At 61.8% G+C, this 21,085-nt stretch carries 26 protein-coding genes; 6 read left to right on the forward strand and 20 right to left on the reverse strand.

Translation table 11 applies throughout. The features are described from left to right. Positions 1 to 19: 19 nt before the first annotated feature. Together AC07N4_RS06635 and AC07N4_RS06640 are read right to left on the reverse strand one after the other, a co-directional pair. On the reverse strand, positions 20 to 424 hold the full coding sequence (locus AC07N4_RS06635; protein WP_096822143.1) for a type II toxin-antitoxin system HicB family antitoxin: 405 nt from the start codon (positions 422 to 424) through the stop codon (positions 20 to 22). Then, positions 424 to 636, reverse strand: coding sequence for a type II toxin-antitoxin system HicA family toxin (locus tag AC07N4_RS06640; RefSeq protein ID WP_096822144.1), 213 nt, complete (start codon positions 634 to 636; stop codon positions 424 to 426). Before AC07N4_RS06640 ends, AC07N4_RS06635 begins: the two co-directional genes overlap by 1 nt. Before the next feature lie 221 nt (positions 637 to 857). Between AC07N4_RS06640 and AC07N4_RS06645 the strand changes: the two genes are divergently transcribed. The 4 genes from AC07N4_RS06645 (at position 858) to AC07N4_RS06660 (ending at position 3,610) form a co-directional block, all read left to right on the forward strand. Further along, a complete protein-coding gene (locus AC07N4_RS06645) occupies positions 858 to 1,577 on the forward strand; it encodes an SDR family oxidoreductase (RefSeq protein WP_493065511.1) in 720 nt (239 codons plus the stop codon). Between the two features lie 21 nt (positions 1,578 to 1,598). Next, positions 1,599 to 2,486, forward strand: a complete 888-nt coding sequence (locus tag AC07N4_RS06650) for a LysR family transcriptional regulator (RefSeq protein ID WP_493065510.1) — start codon at positions 1,599 to 1,601, stop codon at positions 2,484 to 2,486. Positions 2,487 to 2,570: 84 nt separating this feature from the next. Further along, on the forward strand, positions 2,571 to 3,038 hold the full coding sequence (locus AC07N4_RS06655; RefSeq protein WP_493065509.1) for a helix-turn-helix domain-containing protein: 468 nt from the start codon (positions 2,571 to 2,573) through the stop codon (positions 3,036 to 3,038). Then, the gene (locus tag AC07N4_RS06660; protein WP_493065508.1) at positions 3,035 to 3,610 is read left to right on the forward strand and encodes a PIN domain-containing protein; all 576 of its coding nucleotides are present in this window, start codon (positions 3,035 to 3,037) and stop codon (positions 3,608 to 3,610) included. The genes AC07N4_RS06655 and AC07N4_RS06660 overlap by 4 nt, the downstream gene beginning before the upstream one ends. Positions 3,611 to 3,662: 52 nt before the next feature. Here the strand turns inward: AC07N4_RS06660 and AC07N4_RS06665 are convergent, their stop codons facing one another. The 10 genes from AC07N4_RS06665 to ccmA all read right to left on the reverse strand — a co-directional run bounded on the left by AC07N4_RS06665 (position 3,663) and on the right by ccmA (position 11,043). Then, on the reverse strand, positions 3,663 to 4,070 hold the full coding sequence (locus AC07N4_RS06665; RefSeq protein WP_493065507.1) for a hypothetical protein: 408 nt from the start codon (positions 4,068 to 4,070) through the stop codon (positions 3,663 to 3,665). 25 nt (positions 4,071 to 4,095) lie between these two features. Then, positions 4,096 to 5,295: a c-type cytochrome biogenesis protein CcmI gene (gene ccmI, locus AC07N4_RS06670; protein WP_493065506.1), complete on the reverse strand. Its 1,200-nt coding sequence runs from the start codon at positions 5,293 to 5,295 to the stop codon at positions 4,096 to 4,098. Then, on the reverse strand, positions 5,292 to 5,762 hold the full coding sequence (locus AC07N4_RS06675) for a cytochrome c-type biogenesis protein (protein ID WP_011333089.1): 471 nt from the start codon (positions 5,760 to 5,762) through the stop codon (positions 5,292 to 5,294). The genes ccmI and AC07N4_RS06675 overlap by 4 nt, the downstream gene beginning before the upstream one ends. Further along, positions 5,759 to 6,295 carry a DsbE family thiol:disulfide interchange protein gene (locus AC07N4_RS06680; protein WP_007959246.1) on the reverse strand — a complete coding sequence of 179 codons (537 nt, stop codon included), beginning with the start codon at positions 6,293 to 6,295 and terminating at the stop codon, positions 5,759 to 5,761. The genes AC07N4_RS06675 and AC07N4_RS06680 overlap by 4 nt, the downstream gene beginning before the upstream one ends. Then, positions 6,292 to 8,280 carry a heme lyase CcmF/NrfE family subunit gene (locus AC07N4_RS06685; RefSeq protein ID WP_493065505.1) on the reverse strand — a complete coding sequence of 663 codons (1,989 nt, stop codon included), beginning with the start codon at positions 8,278 to 8,280 and terminating at the stop codon, positions 6,292 to 6,294. Before AC07N4_RS06685 ends, AC07N4_RS06680 begins: the two co-directional genes overlap by 4 nt. Before the next feature lie 3 nt (positions 8,281 to 8,283). Next, positions 8,284 to 8,739 (reverse strand): cytochrome c maturation protein CcmE, encoded by a 456-nt coding sequence (ccmE, locus tag AC07N4_RS06690; protein WP_096822151.1) that lies wholly within the window; start codon positions 8,737 to 8,739, stop codon positions 8,284 to 8,286. After that, entirely contained in the window at positions 8,736 to 8,912 is a 177-nt protein-coding gene (ccmD, locus tag AC07N4_RS06695; protein WP_008055370.1) for a heme exporter protein CcmD, read from the reverse strand. The genes ccmE and ccmD overlap by 4 nt, the downstream gene beginning before the upstream one ends. After that, positions 8,909 to 9,664 (reverse strand): heme ABC transporter permease, encoded by a 756-nt coding sequence (locus AC07N4_RS06700; RefSeq protein WP_096822152.1) that lies wholly within the window; start codon positions 9,662 to 9,664, stop codon positions 8,909 to 8,911. The genes ccmD and AC07N4_RS06700 overlap by 4 nt, the downstream gene beginning before the upstream one ends. 78 nt (positions 9,665 to 9,742) lie before the next feature. Further along, entirely contained in the window at positions 9,743 to 10,411 is a 669-nt protein-coding gene (ccmB, locus tag AC07N4_RS06705; protein ID WP_096822153.1) for a heme exporter protein CcmB, read from the reverse strand. Next, positions 10,408 to 11,043 (reverse strand): cytochrome c biogenesis heme-transporting ATPase CcmA, encoded by a 636-nt coding sequence (gene ccmA / locus AC07N4_RS06710; protein ID WP_096822154.1) that lies wholly within the window; start codon positions 11,041 to 11,043, stop codon positions 10,408 to 10,410. The genes ccmB and ccmA overlap by 4 nt, the downstream gene beginning before the upstream one ends. A gap of 197 nt (positions 11,044 to 11,240) precedes the next feature. On the opposite strand from ccmA, the gene fliK reads away from it, so the two are divergent. Together fliK and AC07N4_RS06720 are read left to right on the forward strand one after the other, a co-directional pair. After that, positions 11,241 to 12,818: a flagellar hook-length control protein FliK gene (gene fliK, locus AC07N4_RS06715; RefSeq protein WP_493065504.1), complete on the forward strand. Its 1,578-nt coding sequence runs from the start codon at positions 11,241 to 11,243 to the stop codon at positions 12,816 to 12,818. After that, on the forward strand, positions 12,815 to 13,144 hold the full coding sequence (locus tag AC07N4_RS06720) for an EscU/YscU/HrcU family type III secretion system export apparatus switch protein (RefSeq protein WP_102620348.1): 330 nt from the start codon (positions 12,815 to 12,817) through the stop codon (positions 13,142 to 13,144). The genes fliK and AC07N4_RS06720 overlap by 4 nt, the downstream gene beginning before the upstream one ends. 64 nt (positions 13,145 to 13,208) lie before the next feature. On the opposite strand, the gene AC07N4_RS06725 is transcribed toward AC07N4_RS06720, so the two are convergent. The 8 genes from AC07N4_RS06725 to AC07N4_RS06760 all read right to left on the reverse strand — a co-directional run bounded on the left by AC07N4_RS06725 (position 13,209) and on the right by AC07N4_RS06760 (position 21,074). Next, positions 13,209 to 13,604, reverse strand: a complete 396-nt coding sequence (locus tag AC07N4_RS06725; RefSeq protein ID WP_102620347.1) for a DUF2802 domain-containing protein — start codon at positions 13,602 to 13,604, stop codon at positions 13,209 to 13,211. Next, complete coding sequence (locus AC07N4_RS06730; protein ID WP_007959223.1) at positions 13,605 to 14,090, reverse strand: chemotaxis protein CheW; 486 nt, start codon at positions 14,088 to 14,090, stop codon at positions 13,605 to 13,607. It lies immediately after the preceding gene. Between the two features lie 84 nt (positions 14,091 to 14,174). Then, on the reverse strand, positions 14,175 to 15,140 hold the full coding sequence (locus AC07N4_RS06735) for a CheW domain-containing protein (protein ID WP_102620346.1): 966 nt from the start codon (positions 15,138 to 15,140) through the stop codon (positions 14,175 to 14,177). A gap of 2 nt (positions 15,141 to 15,142) precedes the next feature. Continuing rightward, a complete protein-coding gene (locus tag AC07N4_RS06740) occupies positions 15,143 to 15,931 on the reverse strand; it encodes a ParA family protein (RefSeq protein ID WP_085710493.1) in 789 nt (262 codons plus the stop codon). Positions 15,932 to 15,974: 43 nt separating this feature from the next. Continuing rightward, entirely contained in the window at positions 15,975 to 16,865 is an 891-nt protein-coding gene (gene motD / locus AC07N4_RS06745) for a flagellar motor protein MotD (RefSeq protein ID WP_096822160.1), read from the reverse strand. A 12-nt stretch (positions 16,866 to 16,877) separates the two neighbouring features. Continuing rightward, positions 16,878 to 17,618, reverse strand: a complete 741-nt coding sequence (locus AC07N4_RS06750; protein ID WP_096822161.1) for a flagellar motor protein — start codon at positions 17,616 to 17,618, stop codon at positions 16,878 to 16,880. Then, complete coding sequence (locus AC07N4_RS06755; RefSeq protein ID WP_102620345.1) at positions 17,618 to 18,754, reverse strand: protein-glutamate methylesterase/protein-glutamine glutaminase; 1,137 nt, start codon at positions 18,752 to 18,754, stop codon at positions 17,618 to 17,620. The genes AC07N4_RS06750 and AC07N4_RS06755 overlap by 1 nt, the downstream gene beginning before the upstream one ends. Before the next feature lie 49 nt (positions 18,755 to 18,803). Next, complete coding sequence (locus AC07N4_RS06760) at positions 18,804 to 21,074, reverse strand: chemotaxis protein CheA (RefSeq protein WP_493065503.1); 2,271 nt, start codon at positions 21,072 to 21,074, stop codon at positions 18,804 to 18,806. Positions 21,075 to 21,085: the final 11 nt, after the last annotated feature.

The following is a 21,085-nucleotide window of genomic DNA, read 5'->3' on the forward strand; positions in this document are numbered from 1 at the left end:
ATCCGACAGTGCCTGATGCTCAATGCCGAACCAGTTTTTCCATGGCGGCATCCGCCAGAAAGGAAGAGCGGCTTTTGACATTATGTTCTCGCACGTAGCGGTCAATCCGCTGGATGACGTAACCGGGCAGTGTCACATTGACCTTTTCGGTCTTGCCCATGTAGGGCGAGATGTCCAGCTCCAGCATGCCCCAACCCATGTCCGCGAACTCTGGATTGTTGCGATGAGCAGCCGCAGAAGTCGGCATCGGAATCGAATCACCTTCCGCTGCAATCTCCTGCAGCATGATGTGTGCAATCTCGACGGCAGCGTTGTAGGCATCCTCAAACGTATCTCCGGCCGTCACAGCGCCGGGAATATCGGGGATCTGAATACCGATGGCGGTGTTCTCGTCGCCCCACTCGATGCAGATTGGATATTGCATTACGGATCTCCTTTGTAACTGGCTGGCGGGTTGTGCAATCCGGCACGCCTCCTGATGCTCTTGACCGTTCCGACCGGCAAATCCTTTTTCGGGTGAGGAACGGGAATCGTGTAAGGGTTGTAACGGTGCGTGAAGATGTGATGACTGCCGGTAACCCGATCCAGCGTCCAGCCTGCCTCCTCCAGCTCCTTGATCAATAACCTGCTCTGCACCAAGCGTCTCCTTGCTTCGGCCAAACAAAAGTAACCCTAGAGTTATATTTACTCAAGCACAGAAATTCGCAGAACGACGGTCGGTTATGTTGCAGCGTGTTTTCCAGAACCGTTGCAATCACCGCATGCCGTTTGAGGACGCCACGCACAACCCGCATTACACTCGGCATCTTCAAACAATTAATGGCTGCCCGAGCCGCAGCCTGCCCCAAGGAGTTGCCATGACCCGTCGTACCTTCCTCATCACCGGCGCCAGCAAGGGTATCGGGCGGGCGCTGGCCGAACATCTGGATCGGGCCGGGCATCGGGTGGTGGGGATTGCCCGCCAGCCGGACCTGAGCTTTCCGGGGATCCTGTTTCCGCTGGACCTGAGTGATCGCAAGCTGGCCGGTGAAGTGCTGACGGATCTGGCGCGCACTTATGAGTTCGACGGACTGGTGAACAATGTCGGGCTGGTGCGACCGCAAGCGTTGGGGGACATCGATCTCGATGCGTTTGACGATGTGATGCGGGTCAACCTGCATTCGGCCTTGCAGGCGACTCAGGCGTTGTTGCCGGGCATGCGCACGCGCGGCTGGGGCCGGGTGGTGAACATTTCCAGCCTGACCGTGCTCGGTATCGCTCAGCGCACCGCGTATGCGGCGGCGAAAGCGGCGCTGGTCAGTTTCACGCGCTCGTGGGCGCTGGAACTGGCGCAGACCGGGATTACCGTCAACGCCGTCGCGCCGGGGCCGACCGAGACCGAACTGTTTCGCGCCAACAACCCGCCGGGCAGCGAAGGTGAAGCGCGGTATCTGGCCGGGGTGCCGATGGGCCGTCTCGGGCAACCGGAAGAGATCGCTTCGGCCATTGCCTTTCTGTTGTCCGAGCAAAGCGGATTCATCACCGGACAGACCTTGTTTGTCGACGGCGGCGCCTCGGTGGGCAAAGCTGCGTTCTGATCACTGGCACAAGGACACCCGATGGACCGCCTCGCCGCCATGGAAACCTTTGTCTACGTCGTGGAAACCGGCTCGTTTTCCGCTGCCGCCCGGCGGCTGAATATCGGTCAGCCGGCCGTGTCGAAAACCATCGCCCAACTCGAAACCCGACTCGCCGTGCGCCTGCTATTGCGCTCGACCCGAGGCCTGACGCCGACCGAAGCCGGGCTGGCGTTTTTCGAACGGGCCAAACGCACCCTCGAAGAAGCCGACGAGGCCGACAATGCAGCTCGCGGCGCCGCCAGCGGCCTGAGTGGCAACCTGCGCATCAGCACCGCCGTGACCTTCGGTCGGATGCATGTGGTTCCACACCTGGGGCCGTTCCTCGATCAACACCCGCAGCTCAATGTCGACCTGCTGCTCGACGACCAGAACATCAACCTCGTGGAAGAAGGCATCGACATCGCCCTGCGCCTGGGCCCGCTCAGCGACTCCGGCCTGACCGTACGCAAGATCGCCGAATGCCGGCGCGTCGTGCTGGGCACTCCGGCCTACTTCGCCAGTCACGGTGAACCCGCCTGCCCTGCCGATCTGACTCAACATCGCGCCGTCATCCACAACCGCGGCGGTGGCGCGACCTGGCATTTCAACAAGGATGGCGAACAACAGTCCGTGACCGTCAATGGCCGCCTGCGTGTCAGTGCTGCCGAAGGTTTGCGTGAGGCGGTTCTCGCCCATCAGGGCCTGGGGCTGGGCTCGGAGTGGATGTTTGCACCGGAACTGGCCAGTGGCGCAGTGAAGGCTGTCATGAGCGATTGGATGTTGCCGAAGCAGGAATTGTGGGCGGTGTTTCCGACGGGACGGATGGCCAGCGCAAAGGCACGGGCGTTTGTTGAATATGTGCAGGGGGTGTTGGCGGAAATGTCGTAAAACCAGCACTCGTTTCGTTTATTGCGATTTTCGCTTATTTCGAATAACGTTCCGGCATTCCTCATTCCCAAAGCCGGACTCGCCATGTCGACCGTTATTCATCCCTCGATCAGCCTCCCTGTAGAACGCGAAGTAAAAGCCGCCATTGAAGGGCAGCGCGCTCTGGCTGCTTACCTCGCGACCCATTTCGAGACTCAGCACATCCAGATTTTCGACGAGCGGAACGAAGCTCATCGCGTCGAACTTCCCACCTCGGCCCTGCGCCTGCTGATCGACATTCTGGCGGAGCTGGCAGCCGGCAACGCGGTCCAGGTCGTTCCGGTGCATGCCGAATTGACGACCCAGGAAGCCGCCGACCTGCTCAACGTCTCACGTCCACACCTCATAAAACTGCTGGAAAGCGGCGAGTTGTCCTACCACAAAACAGGCAAGCACCGACGTGTGCGCTTTGCCGATCTGATGGACTATAAGAACCGGCGCACCACCGCCAGCGAGCAGGCAATGGCGCTTCTCGCGGGACAAGCCCAGGCGTTAAGGACAGGATACGAGTGAGGCATTCCTCTTTCACAGTTGTATACGATGCATGCGTCTTGTACCCCGCTCCCTTGAGAGATTTTCTGATGTGGCTTGCGCTCTCAGGACGATTTCGGGCGAGATGGACTCAGGAGACTCACTGCGAATGGAAACGCAATCTGCTGAAGAACCGCCCTGACCTGACGATGGAACAGCTGGATCGTACGTCCGGCCTGATGGATCAAGCGATACCCGACGCCTGCGTCCATGACTATGAAGATCTGATTACCGGACTCACGTTGCCTGACTGCGATGATCGTCATGTTCTGGCAGCGGCCATCCGTTGCGGCGCAAGTGTGATAGTGACCTTCAACCAGAAAGACTTTCCATGCAAAACGCTGGAGCCTTTCGGCATCGAGGCGCAGCATCCGGACGAGTTCGTCGATAACCTCTTTGGGCTTGATCCTGCAGCTGTGGTTGCTGCGGCCCAAAAGCAGCGTCGGCAGCTGAAAATGCCTGCCATGGACGTCGAAACCTTTCTTGATCTACTGCAACGACAAGGCCTGGTTAAGTCGGTCCAGGCACTCAGCGGCTATCACGTGATCCTTTGAAAGTTCATTACCCCACACAGCAAAACGGCGATCCAAAGATCGCCGTTTTCCATTACTCCCCGAACTGCTTGCCCAGCCCCGCCGGTACGCCGTGGATATTGGTTTCTTCCCACGGTCCGTTCGGGCTGATCGAGCGGCTCCAGCCGTTGTTCCAGCGGTAGTAGGTGCGCTGGCGGTAGAAGGTGTTGGTCTGGTCATCCAGCACGTACACCCCCAGCTTCTGATCCCAGTGGCTGTTGCCGCCCGGTGGCGGGGCGAAGCTGGCGGAGGTGCGTGGGGCCGGTTTCGCGGGTTTGGCCGGGATGCCCGGTTTGCCCGGTGTCGGGGTGGTCGACGGGGTCGGGCCGGGTTGTGACGGCGGGATTGGCGGCAGCCTTGTGGTCGGCTCCGGTCGTTGCACCGCACATGCGCTCAAGCCCAGGGCCAGTGTGAGGACTGTGATTCGGGCGATGGCGTTCATGGCGGTGCTTTCCTGTTGATTCCGGCTATTTGTCCGGGCTGTCGATGGTCAGTGTCTGCGTCGCGGTGGTGCTGCTGGCCAGAGGCCCGCTGCGGCCGACCCACTCACCGGCGGTCGGTTGACCGGCTCGGGAGATGCGCGCAACCAGTTGGACTTCGGGGAAGTTCGACAGTTTCAATTGCGGCATCATTGCGTCGGCATCGCCCAGTTCGACAGTCACCGGCAGGTCGGCGACGGTCAGTCGCTTGGCGGCCAACGGTGCTGGGGAGCCAGACACTGCACGGGCGAAGATGAACACGCTGTCACCCGGTTGCACCTTGCCCTTGAGCTCGGCGGCCAGATCGACGCTGACCTTGAGCAGCGCGGTTTTCGCGACCGGTGCCTGAGCTACCTTGCCGCCGCTGGCTTCGAGTTTCTCGGTCGCGCGGGCGATACCGCCCTGCAGAGCTTCACGGGATTTGTCATTCGCTGGCAGTTGCTCCAGCAGACGGTTCCAGTAATCGATGGCTTGCTGATAGCGCTCGCCTTCGAATGCGGCGATGCCCAGCAGGCCGAGGCTGGTGACTTCTTTCGGATCAGCCTTCAGTGCTTCGTCGGTCAGGGCCTGAATCTTGTCCGACCACTTCTTGCCATCGGCGAAGTACTGCGCCTGCGCCCACTGGCCGAGCAGTTCCGGCTGACGACCGGCCAGGTTGGCGGCGCGTTCGAACATCTTCGCCGCGTCTGCCGGACGATCCTGAGCCATGTAGGTACGACCGAGGAAGTACAGGCCTTCGGCGGAATCCGGTTGCGCGGCCACGGCGCGTTCCAGACGCTGGGTCATCTCTTCCATCGACTGCGGCGCCTGGGCGAATTCCCGGGTCAGTTCGACTTTGTCGGCGGCACCAAAATGCATATAGAGGCCCAGACCCAACACCGGCACCAGTACGGCCGCCAGCAGCGGCAATGGTTTGCCCAGACGCGAAACCCGCGCCGGCGCCACGCCCTCTGTGTCGGCCAGCAGTTCCCGCGCCGCTTCGGCACGGCCGCTGTCCATTTGCGCGGCATCGAGAACGCCCTCGGCCTGCTGCGATTGCAACTCGGCGACACGTTCCTGATACAGCGCGACGTTCAGGGCAGTCCGATCCTCTTCACGCTGGGCGCGACGTTCACGCAGAACGGGGATCAGCAGAAAACTCAGGGCGACCAGAAGCAGCAGCCCTGCGGCAAGCCAGAAATCAATCATTCTTGGTTTTTATCCAACAGTTGGTCGAGGCGCTGACGCTCTTCAGGGGACAGCGATTGCGGAGTCTCGGCACGTTGCCCGCGACGGCGGCGGACGATCACGGCGATGACGACAAAACCGCCGAGCAACAATCCGGCGGGGCCAAACCACAGCAGCGCGGTCTTGGCATTGAGCGCCGGTTTGTAGCGCACGAAATCACCGTAGCGGTCGACCATGAAGTCGATGATCTGCTGATTGTCCTTGCCCTCGCCGAGCATGCGGAAAATCTCTTTGCGCAGGTCGGCGGCAATCGGCGCGTTGGAATCGGCGATGTCCTGGTTCTGGCATTTGGGGCAACGCAGTTCCTTGGTCAACTCACGGAAACGCTCGCGATCGCCTTCTTTGGCGAACTCGTAGGTGTCGATGGCGGCGTGAGCCACACCGGCCAGACTCAAGCCCAACACCATGGCGGCTAAAAAGCGCTTCATGGCTTGGCCTCGTCAACCAGCGCCTGATACTTGGCCGCCAGTTTTTCCCGCCAGACCTGCTCGTCGATCACCCCGACGTACTTGTCGCGGATGATGCCCTTGGCGTCGATGAAGAAGGTTTCCGGTGCGCCGTAGACACCGAGGTTCAGGCCCAGGGAGCCTTCGTCGTCGCGGATGTCCAGTTGATACGGATTGTGGAACTCGGCCAGCCACTTCAACGCATCGGCGTTGGTGTCCTTGTAGTTGATGCCGTAGATCACCACGCCGCGCTCGGCGAGTTTGTTCAGCACCGGGTGCTCGACCCGGCAGGAAATGCACCAGGTGCCCCAGACGTTGACCAGCGCCGGTTTGCCGAGAATGTCAGCCTTGGTCAGGGTCTTGTCGCCCTGCACGGCCGGCAGGGAAAACTCCGGGAATGGCTTGTTGATCATCGCCGACGGCAGCTCCGCCGGATCCAGGTACAGACCGCGATAAAGGAATACGGCCACCAGCAGGAAAATCGCCAATGGCACCAGCATTAACCAACGTCTCATGCAGCGGCTCCTTCCATGCCCAGCGCTTCACGCACCTTGGCTTTGACCTTGACCCGGTAGCGCCGATCCAGCGCCGCCAGCAAACCACCGAAACCGGTCAGCAGACCACCGAACCAGATCCAGCGCACAAACGGTTTGACGTGTACCCGCACTGCCCAGGCGCCATCGCCCAGTGGCTCACCCAATGCGACGTAGAGGTCGCGGGTGAAACCGGCGTCGATCCCGGCTTCGGTCATCATCGAACTCTGCACGGTGTACAGGCGTTTTTCCGGGTGCAGCACGCTGACTTCGCGGCCATCGCGGATCACCCGGACGGTGCCTTTATCGGAGGTGAAGTTCGGGCCTTCAAAATGTTTGGCGCCTTCGAACACGAACTGATAACCGGCCAGTTCCATCGACTCGCCCGGCGCCAGACGCAGGTCACGTTCGGCACTGTTCTGGCTCGACAACACCACGCCCAAGGCGCAGACGGCGATCCCGAGGTGAGCGAGTTGCATGCCCCAGTAGCTGCGGGTCAGAGTTGGCAGACCTTTGATCAGGCCTTTGTGGCGGGTCTTGTCGAAGATGTCGCGCACGCCGGCCAGCAACACCCAGGCCGCCAGCAGGAACGTCGCCAGCACCGCCCAGTTGAAATCGCCATAGGCAACACCGGCCACCACGGCCAGCGCCACGCTGCCCAGCAGCACCGGAGTGAGCATGCTGACCAGCCATTTCACCGGTGTGTCTTTCCAGCGCACGATCACACCGACCGCCATCACCACCATCAGCAAGGCCATCAGCGGAATGAACAACGCGTTGAAATACGGCGGACCGACCGACAGCTTGGCGCCGCTGATGGCATCGAGAATCAGCGGATACAGCGTGCCGAGCAGGATCATCGACGCAGCCACCACCAGCACCAGGTTGTTGCCCAGCAGCAGGGTTTCCCGAGACCACAGGTTGAAACCGACCTGGCTCTTGACCACCGGCGCGCGCAAGGCAAACAGCGTCAGCGAACCACCGACCACGAACAACAGGAAGATCAGGATGAACACGCCGCGCTCCGGATCGGAGGCAAACGCGTGCACAGACGTCAGCACGCCGGAACGCACGAGGAAGGTGCCGAGCAGGCTCAGGGAGAAGGCGGCAATTGCCAGCAACACCGTCCAGCTCTTGAACACGCCACGTTTTTCCGTGACTGCCAGCGAGTGGATCAGCGCCGTGCCCACCAGCCAAGGCATGAACGAGGCGTTTTCCACCGGGTCCCAGAACCACCAGCCGCCCCAGCCGAGTTCGTAGTAAGCCCACCACGAACCGAGGGTGATGCCGATGCCGAGGAAAGCCCAGGCGACGATGGTCCACGGACGCGACCAGCGTGCCCATGCCGCATCGAGACGGCCGCCGAGCAGTGCGGCGATGGCGAACGCAAACGCCACCGAGAAACCGACATAGCCCATGTACAGCATCGGCGGGTGGACGATCAGGCCGATATCCTGCAGCAACGGATTGAGGTCACGACCGTCGGCCGGGATCTGCGGCAGGATCCGCGAAAACGGGTTGGAGGTGAGGATCAGGAACAACAGGAAACCGGTGCTGATCATGCCCATCACCGCCAGCACGCGGGCGAGCATGACTTGCGGCAGTTGCCGGGAGAACACCGACACCGCGAAGGTCCAGCCCCCGAGGATCAAGGCCCACAGCAGCAGCGACCCTTCGTGGGCGCCCCACACCGCGCTGAACTTGTAGTACCACGGCAGCGCGCTGTTGGAGTTCATCGCGACGTAAGCCACGGAGAAATCGTCGGTCATGAACGCGTAGGTCAGGACGCCAAAGGCAAACAACAGGAACGCAAACTGCCCCCACGCCGCTGGCTGGGCGAGGCCCATCCACAGACGGTCGCCGCGCCAGGCACCGAGCAACGGCACCACGGCCTGCACCAGCGCGAAACACAGCGCCAGGATCATGGCCAGATGGCCCAACTCAGGAATGAAAATGCTGGATGTCATCGATCAACCCTCCTTCGCAGGGGTTGGCGCGGATTGACCGCTGTCCTTCAGTGCTTTGGTCACTTCCGGCGGCATGTATTTCTCGTCGTGCTTGGCCAGCACTTCATCGGCGACCACGACGCCGTCGGCGTTGAGCTTGCCCAGTGCGACGATGCCCTGCCCTTCGCGGAACAGGTCCGGCAGGATTCCACGATAGGTGATGGTCACGGACTTGTTGAAGTCAGTGACCACGAATTTGACGTCCAGGGAGTCCGAGGAGCGTTGCAGCGAACCTTTCTCGACCATGCCGCCGGCGCGGATGCGGGTGTCCTGCGGCGCTTCGCCGTTGGCGATCTGGGTCGGGGTGTAAAACAGATTGATGTTCTGCTGCAGGGCGCTCAGGGCCAGGCCGACGGCAGCGCCGACCCCGACCAGAATCGCCAGAATGATGATAAGACGCTTTTTGCGCAGCGGATTCACTTGCCGTTCTCCCGGCGCAGACGACGCGCCTCTTGTTGCAGATACCGCTTGCGGGCCAGGATCGGCGCCGCCACGTTGAGGGCCAGCACCGCCAGGCAGATGCCGTAGGCCGACCAGACATACAGGCCGTGATGGCCCATGGCGAGGAAGTCGCCGAATGACGCGAAACTCATCGAGCGGCCTCCAGGCTGTTCTGCACTTCTTCTTTCACCCAACTGGCGCGGGCTTCGCGCTTGAGCACTTCAAGGCGCATGCGCAGCAACAGCACGGCGCCGAAGAAACAGTAGAAACCCAGCACCGTCAGCAGCAGCGGCAGCCACATTTCGGCCGGCATCGCCGGTTTTTCGGTGAGGGTGAAAGTCGCGCCCTGGTGCAGGGTGTTCCACCACTCCACCGAGTATTTGATGATCGGGATGTTGATCACGCCGACGATGGCCAGCACCGCGCAGGCCTTGGCGGCGCTGTCGCGATTGCTGATGGCGTTGCCCAGGGCGATCACGCCGAAATACAGGAACAGCAGAATCAGCATCGAGGTCAGCCGCGCGTCCCAGACCCACCACGAACCCCAGGTCGGTTTGCCCCAGATCGCCCCGGTGACCAGCGCCACGGCGGTCATCCACGCGCCGATCGGTGCGGCGCATTGCAGGGCGACGTCGGCCAGTTTCATCTTCCACACCAGCCCGACCACGCCGCACACTGCCAGCATCACGTAGATCGACTGAGCGAGCATCGCAGCGGGTACGTGGATGTAGATGATGCGAAAGCTGTTGCCTTGCTGATAGTCCGGCGGCGCGAAGGCCAGGCCCCAGACGACGCCAACGGTGATCAGCAACAACGCGGCAATGCTCAACCACGGCAACAGCCTGCTGCTGATGCCATAGAACCACTTGGGCGAGCCGAGCTTGTGAAACCAGGTCCAGTTCATACTGTTTCCATCACGGGTGCCGCTCATCGGTGTGAGCAGTCTCAGGGTCTTTGCTGGTTAAATTTTAACCAGACCTCATTATTCGCCGACGCTGATCTTCAGGCCAGCAGCTATTGCAAAGGGTGTCAGGGTTATCGCCAGGGCGGTCAGGCTGCCAAGCCACAACAGATAACCCATCGCCGGCATGCCTTGCAGTGCCGCCTGCAAGGCGCCACTGCCGAGGATCAACACCGGGATGTACAACGGCAGAATCAGCAGCGCCAGTAACAGGCCACCGCGTTTCAGACCGACCGTCAGCGCCGCGCCCACCGCGCCGAGCAAGCTCAGCACCGGTGTACCCAGCAACAACGAAAGCAGCAATACCGGCAGACACGCAGCCGGCAACCCGAGCATCAACGCCAGTAACGGCGAGAGCAAAACCAGTGCCAGCCCGGAAAAAAGCCAGTGTGCCAGCACCTTGGCCAATACCAGAAGTGGCAGGGGGTGCGGCGAAAGGACCCACTGTTCAAGGGATCCGTCTTCGAAATCACTGCGAAAAAGCCCGTCCAGCGAGAGCAGGACCGACAAGAGTGCCGCCACCCAGACTAACCCCGGGGACAAGTTTTGCAATACTTGAGTTTCCGGTCCGACGGCCAGCGGGAACAGCGCGATGACGATGGCGAAGAAAATCAGCGGATTGGCCAGCTCCGCCGGGCGGCGGAACAGCAGTCGGGATTCACGGGCAACCAGCAGGCCGAACACACTCATACCGCCCAATTCCCCAGATCGATGTCGCGATAACCGGCCGGCATCCGGCTCAGCGTGTGGTGGGTGGTCAACACCACCAGACCGCCCTGCTCGCAGTGATTGGCCAGGTGTTCTTCGAGTTGCGCCACGCCCTGCTTGTCCAGCGCGGTGAACGGTTCATCGAGAATCCACAGCGGCGGGCTGTCGAGGTAAAGGCGCGCCAACGCCACGCGGCGTTGCTGACCGGCGGACAGGCTATGACAGGGAACATCTTCGAAACCGCGCAATCCAACCGCCGCCAGTGCCTGCCAGATCGCGTCGCGTTCGGCAGGTTGATGCAGGGCGCAGAGCCAGGCGAGGTTTTCTTCCGGGGTGAGCAGGTCCTTGATGCCGGCGGCATGGCCGATCCACAGCAGGTTGCGCGCCAGTTCGCTGCGTTGCTCGCTCAGCGGTTTGCCGTTGAGCAGCACCTGACCGTCGGTCGGTTGCATCAGTCCGGACAGCAAACGCAAGAGACTGGTCTTGCCGCTGCCGTTGGGACCGCTGATCTGCACCATATCGCCACTGGCCAGTCTCAATTCGAGATTTTCGAAGAGCAGCCTGAGATCGCGCTCACACGCGAGGCCAACGGTTTGCAGGACAGGACTGGTCAAGGGTTCACGGGCCTTATACGGTTCAAGTCGGCTCTGGGGCGGCCGTTAAAGAGTTGCAGCATAAATGCAATGACGGCTCAATCCAGAGAGCTGCGTCAAACAATTGCTATGTTTTTTGAACGAACGGAAAGACGGGCGGCATTATACATGGCGTCTCTCCCTCTCCCGAGCGCATTTTCCTCAGGTTGTGTCCGCGTATGACAGGCGAAATGAACATCCTCCCGCTCCCGCAACCCACACCGGCGAACTCACGTTTGCAGGTCAGCGGTGAGCTGCTCAAGCTGTTGACGCCGATGGATGGACTGATTGCCGCCGGCCAGAGCGCCAAGGCCGAGGTGTTGTCGCTCAAGCCTGCGGACCAGGCCTTTCAGGTGCTGCTCAAGGTCACCCTCGACAGCGGCCGTCAGACCACCGTGCAGGCGACCAGCCCCCTGCCGCTGCCGCAAGGCACCAACCTGGCCGTCACCCAGCCGTCGGCAGGTAATCTCGCGGTCACCGTGCAACAGGCCATCGCCACGGCTGTCGCCACCCTAACCCGCATCGATACCGCGCAATTGCCGGTAGGCACGCTGCTGCAAGGCAAAGTGCTGACGAATCAGGCCTTGCCGCAGGTGCCGGGGCAGCCGACGGTGTTCCGCTCGACGGTCAGCCTGCTCAACACGGTATTGAGCGGCAGCACCCTGAGCCTCGACAGCCCGCAACCGTTACGCATCGGCACCCTGCTGTCGGCGCTGGTACAGGATTCCCAGACCCTGAAATTCCTGCCGCTGAGCAATCGCCAGGAACAATTGGCGGTCAGTCAGCAACTGGTCAGCCAGCAGAGCCGCCAGGGCTCGCTGGACGGTTTGCTGAAAATGCTCCAGAGCCTGCCGCCCGCCGACGATCAGACCTCCAGTGATCTGCGCGCCGCCGTGGACCGGCTGCTGGCCAATCTGCCGGACGTCGAGCAACTGACCACGCCGAAAGGCCTGGCCCAGGCACTGCTCAACAGTGGCGCGTTTCTTGAAGCCAAACTGTTGACCGGGCAAAACCCGACGCTGACCCCGGACATGAAAGCCGATCTGCTCAAGCTGATCGCGCAACTCACCCCCGGCCTGCCCGGCAATACCAACCTGAACGCCATCATCGCCGCCAACACACTGGCCCAGGCGATGCCGAGCTTCGTGCGCAATGCCCTCGGCATGCTCGGTCAGGTCAGCGCCAAACCGGTGCCGAGCAGCTTCCCGCTGCCGGACCGGCTGTTGCAAAGCCTGGAAGGTGAAGGTGATCTGGAACATCTGCTGCGCCTGGCGGCCGCCGCTGTCTCGCGCCTGCAAAGCCATCAGCTGTCGAGCCTGGAGCAGACCGGCGTGACCGACGACGGTCGACTGCTCAGCACCTGGCAGCTGGAAATCCCGATGCGCAATATGCAGGACATCATGCCGTTGCAGGTCAAGTTCCAACGCGAGGAAGCTCCGCAGCAAGAGCAACAGAACGATCGCCGTGACAGCGAACGCGAAACCAAGCAACAACTGTGGCGCGTCGATCTGGCCTTCGACATGGAGCCGCTGGGGCCAATGCAGATTCAGGCGCAACTGATCAGTGGCAGTCTCTCAAGCCAGTTGTGGGCCGAGCGGCCGTTCACGGCAAGCCTGATCGAAAACAACCTGAGCGCCCTGCGCCAGCGTCTGCTGGATTCGGGGCTCAACGTCGGCGATCTCGACTGCCACCTCGGCACCCCGCCGCAAGGCAACCAAACCCGTCTCGAACACCGCTGGGTCGACGAAACCGCATGAACGATTCCACTGCTCCACGCCAGGCCATCGCCCTCAAATACGACGGCAGCCACGCCCCGACCCTCACCGCCAAGGGTGACGAGGAACTGGCCGAAGAAATCCTGCGGATCGCCCGCGAGTGTGAAGTGCCGATTTACGAGAACGCCGAGCTGGTGAAGTTGCTGGCGCGGATGGAGCTGGGCGACAGCATTCCACAGGAGCTGTACCTGACGATTGCCGAGATCATCGCGTTTGCCTGGAACCTCAAGGGCAAGTTCCCGGCGGGACAGGACCCGAATGCACCGATGGTCGAGAAAGACGTCACCGAGCGCGGCGACGATTACTGAAGGCAAAAAAAATCGCAGTCATCGATGACTGCGATTTTTCGTTTTGACTTGCCGCGTGAAGCGCTTAGCTGCTTCTGTGCAACTTGCGCATCAACTCCGCCTCAGCCTGGGTCAACCCGCAGGACTGCGTCAGCTCATCGACACTCGCGCCCATCCCGACCAGTTTCGCCGCTTGAGCGAATGACAGGCTGGAAGGATCGCGCTGTTCGAGCTGGGCGAGTTTGTCCGGAATCGGGCCGACGACCGCGCGCAGTTCGTGCAGGGCTTCGCCCATGCGCACGTTGCCGTTCTGGTAATCGTCGACACGCTTGGCCAGGTCCTTGATGCGCTGATCACGCAGCGCATCGCCCTGGGCCTGTTGCGCAGCGATCACGCGCTGCGCCTTGATGTACGCCAGAAACATCGCCAGCGTGCCTGCCCAGAACAGGAACAGGACAATGACCGCTACCTCGAGAATCAATCAGATATTCTCCAGTTCCGACCATTCTTCTTCGCTCATCATCTTGTCCAGCTCGACCAGGATCAGCAACTCGTTGTTCTTGTTGCACACGCCCTGGATGAACTTGGCCGACTCTTCGTTACCGACGTTCGGTGCGGTCTCGATTTCCGACTGACGCAGGTAAACCACTTCAGCGACGCTGTCGACCATGATGCCCACAACCTGCTTGTCGGCTTCGATGATGACGATACGGGTGTTGTCGCTGATCTCGCCGCTCATCAGGCCGAAGCGCTGACGGGTGTCGATCACGGTCACCACGTTGCCGCGCAGGTTGATGATGCCCAGCACGTAGCTTGGCGCACCCGGAACCGGCGCGATTTCGGTGTAGCGCAGGACTTCCTGAACGCGCATCACGTTGATGCCGTAGGTTTCATTGTCCAGCTTGAAGGTTACCCATTGCAGGATCGGATCTTCGGAACCCTTTGCCGCCGTCGCCTTGTCGTTCATACCCTAGCCCCTCGAAATACCGCAATGGCGGTGTGTGTCTCGTGTGCCGGCATTGCATGCCGGTGCGTGTCTGTTATGTAAGTGTTATGTCGGTTTGTGGTTCGGCTTACTGCCGGACATGTGCTTTGCCCCACCGCTGGCGATCAACTCGGCCAGAGCGGAGACATCGAGCAAGGCGCACATGTGTTCAATCACCGTGCCCGCGAGCCATGGCCGCTGACCTCGGTGAGTCCTCCATTTGATTTCATTCGGATCCAGACGCAACGAGCGACTGACCTGATGCACCGCCAGCCCCCACTCGTAACCTTGTACCGAAATCACGTACTGCAGGCCCTGACGGAAGTCATCGCGATAGCGATCCGGCATGACCCAGCGTGCGGTGTCCAGCACCTTCAGGTTCCCCGCCTGGCTTGGCAGGATGCCGAGGAACCATTCCGGCTGACCGAACAGCGGCGTCAACTCATGGCCGGCCAGCGAATAGATCGAGCCGAGGCACACCAGCGGCACCGCCAGGGTCAGCCCGGCCACATCGAACAACAGGCATTCGAACGCTTCCGACGCCCAGGCCGGGCGACCATCAGTCTCTACCGGCGGCGGTGTATTGCTCGGTGGCAGATGCACTTCCACCAGCGGCGCAACCAGTGCCTGCTCGACGACCTGTTCGACCGGCGCAACGACTGGCACCGGCGCGGGCGGCTCGACCGGAGTCGGCTCGGGTTGCGCTTGCAGAAGCTGGGTTTGCAGCAGCGGCGCGAGGGTTGACACCACACGCACCGGCTCGGGTTCCTTGATCAGCGGTGCGGGAGCCTTGGCCACTACAGCGGCAGGCGCTGCAACCGGGGCCGCTGGCCTGGCGGCTTTCTGCGCATCGCGAGCCTGTTCTTCAAGCACCGCGGCCTGGAACTCATCGAGCTCGGCGGTGCTTTCAACCACCTCGACAGGCGCTTCGATTTCCTGCGGGATCTCTTCCGTCACATCCTCCAGCAAGCTGTCCAGATAGGACTGCAAAGCCAGTTGCGGACGCGAAGTCAGTTTGATCGGCCGATTCATGCTCAGGCCACCTGCGGAACGAGTTGTTGCGCCAGCAGATGCTTGAGCAGCGCGCGGTAGGCCAGCACGCCACGGCTCTTGCCGTCGAATTGCGAAGGCGTGACACCGGCACGGCTGGCGTCGCGCAGACGCGTATCGACCGGGATGTAACCCTGCCAGATCTCTTCCGGGAATTTGTCGCGCAGCACGCGCAAGGTGCCCATCGACGCCTGGGTGCGGCGGTCGAACAGGGTCGGCACGATGCTGAACGGCAGCGCCTGTTTGCGCGAGCGGTTGATCATCGCCAGGGTGTTGACCATGCGCTCCAGGCCTTTGACGGCCAGGTGTTCGGTCTGCACCGGGATCACCAGTTGCTGGCTCGCGGCCAGGGCGTTGACCATCAGCACGCCGAGCAACGGCGGGCTGTCGATGATTGCGTAATCGAAGTCCTGCCACAGCTGCGCCAGACTCTTGGCGATCACCAGGCCCAGGCCACTCTGCCCCGGCGACTGGCGCTCGAGGGTGGCCAGCGCGGTGCTGGACGGCAGCAGGGAAATGCGTTCATCACTGGTCGACAGCAGCAACTGGCCCGGCAGGCCTTGCGGCACACTGCCCTTGTGCAGGAACAGGTCGTAGTTGCTGTGTTCCAGGCTGTCGGGGTCGTAACCGAAATAGCTGGTCATCGAGCCGTGCGGGTCGAGATCGACCACGACCACGCGTTTGCCCGCCTCTGCCAGCAAACCGGCTAAAGCGATGGAAGAAGTGGTTTTACCAACACCACCCTTTTGATTGGCGACTGCCCAGACTCTCATTCGGATTGTTCCTCCCGGCCGAGATGCTCGGCCGAGACATGGCTCAGCGTATTAATGCGGGCGACGGAGAATTGACGGCACTCTCGCGTCCCGGCGTCTTGACCGGGGTCGGTGCAGTTTGTGTGCCAGCACGCTTCAACGCGGCATCCGGTTGCGCATTGGCGGTTCCGGTGCCTGTGAGGCTGCGACGAACATCGAGATTGCGCGACACCACCAGCACCACGCGACGGTTCTTCGCCCGGCCTTCGGCCGTGGCGTTGTTGGCCACCGGCTGGAATTCGCCGTAGCCCACCGAGGCCAGACGGCCAGGGTTGACGCCCTGCATCGCCAGCATCCGCACGATGCTCGCCGAACGCGCCGAGGACAGTTCCCAGTTGGTCGGGTACTGCGCGGTGCGGATCGGTTGGTCGTCAGTGAAGCCTTCGACGTGGATCGGGTTGTCGAACGGTTTGAGGATCGCTGCAACCTTGTCGATGATGTTGAACGCGATGTCGCTCGGCATCGCATCACCGCTGCCGAACAACAGGCTGGAGTTGAGTTCGATCTCGACCCACAGCTCGTTGCCGCGCACGGTCATCTGGTTCGAGGAGATCAGGTCGCCGAACGCCGCGCTGATATCGTCGGCGATGCTTTTCAGCGGATCGCTGGCACCGGCGATACCGGCATCGACCTGTTCGGCGTCCTTGACCAGCGGCTTGGCCGGGGTCACGGTCTTCGGTCGCTCGTCGCCGATCGGGATCGGCTTGAGCGAGCGGTCGGAGTCGGTGAAGACCCCGATCAGCGCTTCGGAGATGACCTTGTACTTGCCTTCGTTGATCGACGAGATGGAGTACATCACCACGAAAAAAGCGAACAGCAAGGTGATGAAGTCGGCATAGGAAACCAGCCAGCGTTCATGGTTTACATGCTCTTCATGTTGGCGACGACGTGCCATGAGGTTAGTCCCTTAATCCATGAAGCCCTGAAGCTTCAACTCGATGGAGCGTGGGTTTTCACCTTCGGCGATCGACAAAATGCCTTCCAACAACATTTCGCGATAACGCGACTGCCGCAACGCGATTGACTTCAATTTGGCTGCCACCGGCAGCAGGATCAGGTTGGCACTGGCCACACCGTAGATGGTGGCAACGAACGCCACGGCGATGCCGCTGCCCAGTTGCGTCGGATCGGCCAGGTTGCCCATCACGTGGATCAGGCCCATCACCGCACCGATGATACCGATGGTCGGCGCGTAGCCGCCCATGCTTTCAAAGACCTTGGCGGCCTCGATGTCGCGGGCTTCCTGGGTGTAGAAATCCACTTCGAGGATGCTGCGGATCGCTTCCGGCTCGGCGCCGTCGACCAGCAGTTGCAGGCCTTTGCGCGAGTAGGCATCAGGCTCGGCATCCGCCACGCCTTCCAGACCCAGCAGGCCTTCCTTGCGGGCGGTGAGGCTCCAGTTGACCACGCGGTCGATGCCGCCGGCCAGATCCACACGCGGCGGGAAAAAGATCCAGGCGAGGATCTGCATGGCGCGCTTGAACGCGCTCATCGGAGATTGCAGCAGCGCGGCACCGATGGTGCCGCCCAGCACGATCAGCGCCGCCGGGCCGTTGGCCAGCGCGCCGAGGTGGCCGCCTTCAAGGTAGTTGCCGCCGATGATGGCGACAAACGCCATGATGATCCCGATAAGGCTTAGAACATCCATCAGATACACGCCTCGACGATGTGCTTGCCGATATCGTCCAGGCCGTACACCGCATCCGCGAGGTCAGCTTTGACGATGGCCATCGGCATGCCGTAGATCACGCAGCTGGCTTCATCCTGGGCCCAGACCGTGCTGCCGCCCTGTTTGAGCAGGCGTGCGCCTTCGCGGCCGTCGGCGCCCATGCCGGTCAATACGACCGCCAGAACTTTGTCGTTGTAGGACTTCGCCGCGGAACCGAAAGTGATGTCCACGCAAGGCTTGTAGTTCAGACGCTCGTCGCCCGGCAGGATTTTCACCGCGCCACGGCCGTCGATCATCATCTGCTTGCCACCGGGTGCCAGCAGCGCCAGGCCCGGACGCAGGATGTCGCCATCCTCGGCTTCCTTGACGCTGATGCGGCAGAGCTTGTCCAGACGCTCGGCGAACGCCTTGGTGAAGGCTGCCGGCATGTGCTGGATCAGCACGATCGGCGCCGGGAAGTTGGCCGGCAACTGGGTCAGAACCCGTTGCAGGGCAACCGGTCCGCCAGTCGACGTGCCGATAGCCACCAGTTTGTAGGCTTTGCGTTTCGGCGCTGCCGACGAAGTGCTGGCCGCCGGAGCGCGAGCCGGTGCAGGCGCAGGTGCCGGACGAGCCGGAGCACTGTGGCTGCCAAAGCTCGACGGCGCCGCTGCCGGAGTCGGCGCAGGCGCAGGTGCAGCGGCAGGCGCCGGCGCACTGTAGGCACTGAAACGACGGTTACTGCGCGAGATGCTGTGCACCTTCTCGCACAGCAGTTGCTTGACCTTCTCCGGATTGCGGGAGATGTCTTCGAAATTCTTCGGCAGGAAATCCACCGCACCGGCATCCAGCGCATCCAGGGTTACCCGGGCGCCTTCATGGGTCAGCGAGGAGAACATCAACACCGGGGTCGGGCAGCGCTGCATGATGTGCCGCACGGCCGTGATGCCGTCCATCATCGGCATCTCGTAGTCCATGGTGATCACGTCCGGCTTGAGGGCCAGGGCCTGATCGATCGCCTCTTTACCGTTGGTTGCCGTACCGACAACCTGGATGCTCGGATCCGCTGAAAGAATTTCCGAGACGCGGCGGCGGAAAAAACCCGAATCGTCCACCACCAGGACTTTGACTGCCATAAACACTCCATTAGGTGCAGCGGGACGTTGTCGCCCCGCCGCCCCGGATTCAAATACGCCGTGCGGCGTAACGCTTGAGCATGCTTGGAACATCGAGAATCAGCGCAATGCGGCCGTCACCGGTAATGGTGGCGCCGGACATGCCCGGGGTTCCCTGCAGCATTTTGCCCAATGGCTTGATGACCACTTCTTCCTGGCCGACCAGTTGATCGACGACGAAGCCGATCCGCTGAGTGCCCACCGAAAGGATCACCACATGGCCTTCACGCTGCTCTTCGTGAGCCGCGGAGCTGACCAGCCAGCGCTTGAGGTAGAACAATGGCAGCGCCTTGTCCCGCACGATCACCACTTCCTGGCCGTCCACCACGTTGGTGGTCGACAGGTCGAGGTGGAAGATTTCGTTGACGTTCACCAGCGGGAACGCGAACGCCTGGTTGCCGAGCATCACCATCAGGGTCGGCATGATCGCGAGCGTCAGCGGCACCTTGATGACGATTTTCGAGCCGGCGCCATTGGTCGAGTAGATGTTGATCGAACCGTTGAGCTGGGAAATCTTGGTCTTCACCACGTCCATGCCCACACCGCGGCCGGACACGTCGGAGATCTCGGTCTTGGTCGAGAAACCCGGGGCGAAGATCAGGTTGTAGCACTCGGTGTCGCTCAGGCGATCGGCGGCATCCTTGTCCATCACACCGCGTTTCACGGCGATGGCGCGCAGGACGTTCGGGTCCATGCCTTTGCCGTCATCGGAAATCGACAGCAGGATATGGTCGCCTTCCTGCTCGGCCGCCAGGATCACCTTGCCGCCACGGGCCTTGCCCGAGGCTTCGCGCTCTTCCGGCGACTCGATACCGTGGTCGACCGCGTTGCGCACCAAGTGGACCAGCGGGTCGGCCAGAGCCTCGACGAGGTTCTTGTCGAGGTCGGTCTCTTCGCCCACCAGTTCCAGGTTGATCTCTTTCTTGAGCTGACGCGCCAGATCGCGAACCAGACGCGGGAAACGGCCGAAGACTTTCTTGATCGGCTGCATCCGGGTCTTCATTACCGCAGTCTGCAAGTCGGCGGTAACCACGTCGAGGTTCGACACGGCCTTCTGCATCGATTCGTCGCCGCTGTTCAGGCCCAGGCGCACCAGACGGTTACGCACCAGTACCAGCTCGCCGACCATGTTCATGATTTCGTCGAGACGTGCGGTGTCCACACGCACGGTGGTTTCGGCTTCGCTCGCCGGCTTTTCCGGTGGCGGAGTCGCCGGCGCACGGGCCGGAGCCGGTGCAGCAGCGGCGGCTGGCTTGGCCGGTTCGGCTTTAGGCTCAGGCGCTTTTGCAGCAGGTTTTGCCGCAGCGGCCGGGGCCTTGGCGGCAGGCGCTGCAACAGCAGAAGCATTGCCGGCCGTCACGACGGCACCGGTGGCGACGTCAGTGAACTTGCCTTTGCCATGCAGATCGTCGAGCAGCGATTCGAACTCGTGGTCGCTGATCAGATCGCTACCGGCCGCAGCCGCTGCCGGAGCAGCAGATGCAGGCACCGACGCAATCGCCGATTCCAGCGCATCGACGGCAAAGTTGCCCTTGCCGTGCAGCTGATCGAGCAAGGCTTCGAATTCGTCGTCGGTGATGTCGGAGCTGTCGCCCGCCGCCGGAGCAGCCGGTGCAGCGGCTGTTGGTGCCACGGCGTCGGCCGCGAACTGGCCCTTGCCGTGCAACTGGTCAAGCAGCGACTCGAATTCGGCGTCGGTGATTTCATCGCTGGCTGCTTCATCGGAAGCAGGCGCAGCGGCAGCCGCCGGGGCTTCAGCTTCGGCCTTGACGGCGTTCAGCGAGTCCAGCAACTGTTCAAATTCGTTATCGGTGATATCGCCCGAATCGCCTTCGACGACCAGTTCTTCGATCATCTCGGCAACAGGCGAAGCCGGGGCTTCATCCGCCGATTGCGGTTCAGCCAGACGCGCCAGGGCGGCCAGCAGTTCCGGCGTTGCGGCAGTAATCGGACTGCGATCGCGGACTTCGCTGAACATGCTGTTCACCGCGTCCAGCGCTTCGAGCACCACGTCCATCAGTTCTGCATCTACGCGACGCTCACCCTTGCGCAGGATGTCGAACACGTTTTCGGCGATGTGACAGCACTCCACCAGCTCATTGAGCTGAAGGAAGCCGGCGCCCCCTTTTACAGTGTGGAAACCGCGAAAAATTGCGTTGAGCAGATCTGCGTCATCCGGACGGCTTTCCAGCTCGACCAGTTGTTCGGACAGTTGCTCAAGAATCTCGCCGGCCTCAACCAGGAAATCCTGAAGGATCTCTTCATCGGCGCCGAAGCTCATTAGGGGGTGCT

The organism is Pseudomonas sp. GW821-FHT09E04, from assembly GCF_059416185.1.

Excerpts from the sequence above, each read along its gene's own strand:
- AC07N4_RS06635 (WP_096822143.1), bottom strand. The coding sequence starts at position 424 with ATGCAATATCCAATCTGCATCGAGTGGGGCGACGAGAACACCGCCATC.
- AC07N4_RS06645 (WP_493065511.1), top strand. The coding sequence starts at position 858 with ATGACCCGTCGTACCTTCCTCATCACCGGCGCCAGCAAGGGTATCGGG.
- AC07N4_RS06650 (WP_493065510.1), top strand. The coding sequence starts at position 1,599 with ATGGACCGCCTCGCCGCCATGGAAACCTTTGTCTACGTCGTGGAAACC.
- AC07N4_RS06655 (WP_493065509.1), top strand. The coding sequence starts at position 2,571 with ATGTCGACCGTTATTCATCCCTCGATCAGCCTCCCTGTAGAACGCGAA.
- AC07N4_RS06665 (WP_493065507.1), bottom strand. The coding sequence starts at position 4,070 with ATGAACGCCATCGCCCGAATCACAGTCCTCACACTGGCCCTGGGCTTG.
- ccmI (WP_493065506.1), bottom strand. The coding sequence starts at position 5,295 with ATGATTGATTTCTGGCTTGCCGCAGGGCTGCTGCTTCTGGTCGCCCTG.
- AC07N4_RS06675 (WP_011333089.1), bottom strand. The coding sequence starts at position 5,762 with ATGAAGCGCTTTTTAGCCGCCATGGTGTTGGGCTTGAGTCTGGCCGGT.
- AC07N4_RS06680 (WP_007959246.1), bottom strand. The coding sequence starts at position 6,295 with ATGAGACGTTGGTTAATGCTGGTGCCATTGGCGATTTTCCTGCTGGTG.
- AC07N4_RS06685 (WP_493065505.1), bottom strand. The coding sequence starts at position 8,280 with ATGACATCCAGCATTTTCATTCCTGAGTTGGGCCATCTGGCCATGATC.
- ccmD (WP_008055370.1), bottom strand. The coding sequence starts at position 8,912 with ATGAGTTTCGCGTCATTCGGCGACTTCCTCGCCATGGGCCATCACGGC.
- AC07N4_RS06700 (WP_096822152.1), bottom strand. The coding sequence starts at position 9,664 with ATGAACTGGACCTGGTTTCACAAGCTCGGCTCGCCCAAGTGGTTCTAT.
- ccmB (WP_096822153.1), bottom strand. The coding sequence starts at position 10,411 with ATGAGTGTGTTCGGCCTGCTGGTTGCCCGTGAATCCCGACTGCTGTTC.
- fliK (WP_493065504.1), top strand. The coding sequence starts at position 11,241 with ATGACAGGCGAAATGAACATCCTCCCGCTCCCGCAACCCACACCGGCG.
- AC07N4_RS06720 (WP_102620348.1), top strand. The coding sequence starts at position 12,815 with ATGAACGATTCCACTGCTCCACGCCAGGCCATCGCCCTCAAATACGAC.
- AC07N4_RS06730 (WP_007959223.1), bottom strand. The coding sequence starts at position 14,090 with ATGAACGACAAGGCGACGGCGGCAAAGGGTTCCGAAGATCCGATCCTG.
- AC07N4_RS06735 (WP_102620346.1), bottom strand. The coding sequence starts at position 15,140 with ATGAATCGGCCGATCAAACTGACTTCGCGTCCGCAACTGGCTTTGCAG.
- AC07N4_RS06740 (WP_085710493.1), bottom strand. The coding sequence starts at position 15,931 with ATGAGAGTCTGGGCAGTCGCCAATCAAAAGGGTGGTGTTGGTAAAACC.
- motD (WP_096822160.1), bottom strand. The coding sequence starts at position 16,865 with ATGGCACGTCGTCGCCAACATGAAGAGCATGTAAACCATGAACGCTGG.
- AC07N4_RS06750 (WP_096822161.1), bottom strand. The coding sequence starts at position 17,618 with ATGGATGTTCTAAGCCTTATCGGGATCATCATGGCGTTTGTCGCCATC.
- AC07N4_RS06755 (WP_102620345.1), bottom strand. The coding sequence starts at position 18,754 with ATGGCAGTCAAAGTCCTGGTGGTGGACGATTCGGGTTTTTTCCGCCGC.
- AC07N4_RS06760 (WP_493065503.1), bottom strand. The coding sequence starts at position 21,074 with ATGAGCTTCGGCGCCGATGAAGAGATCCTTCAGGATTTCCTGGTTGAG.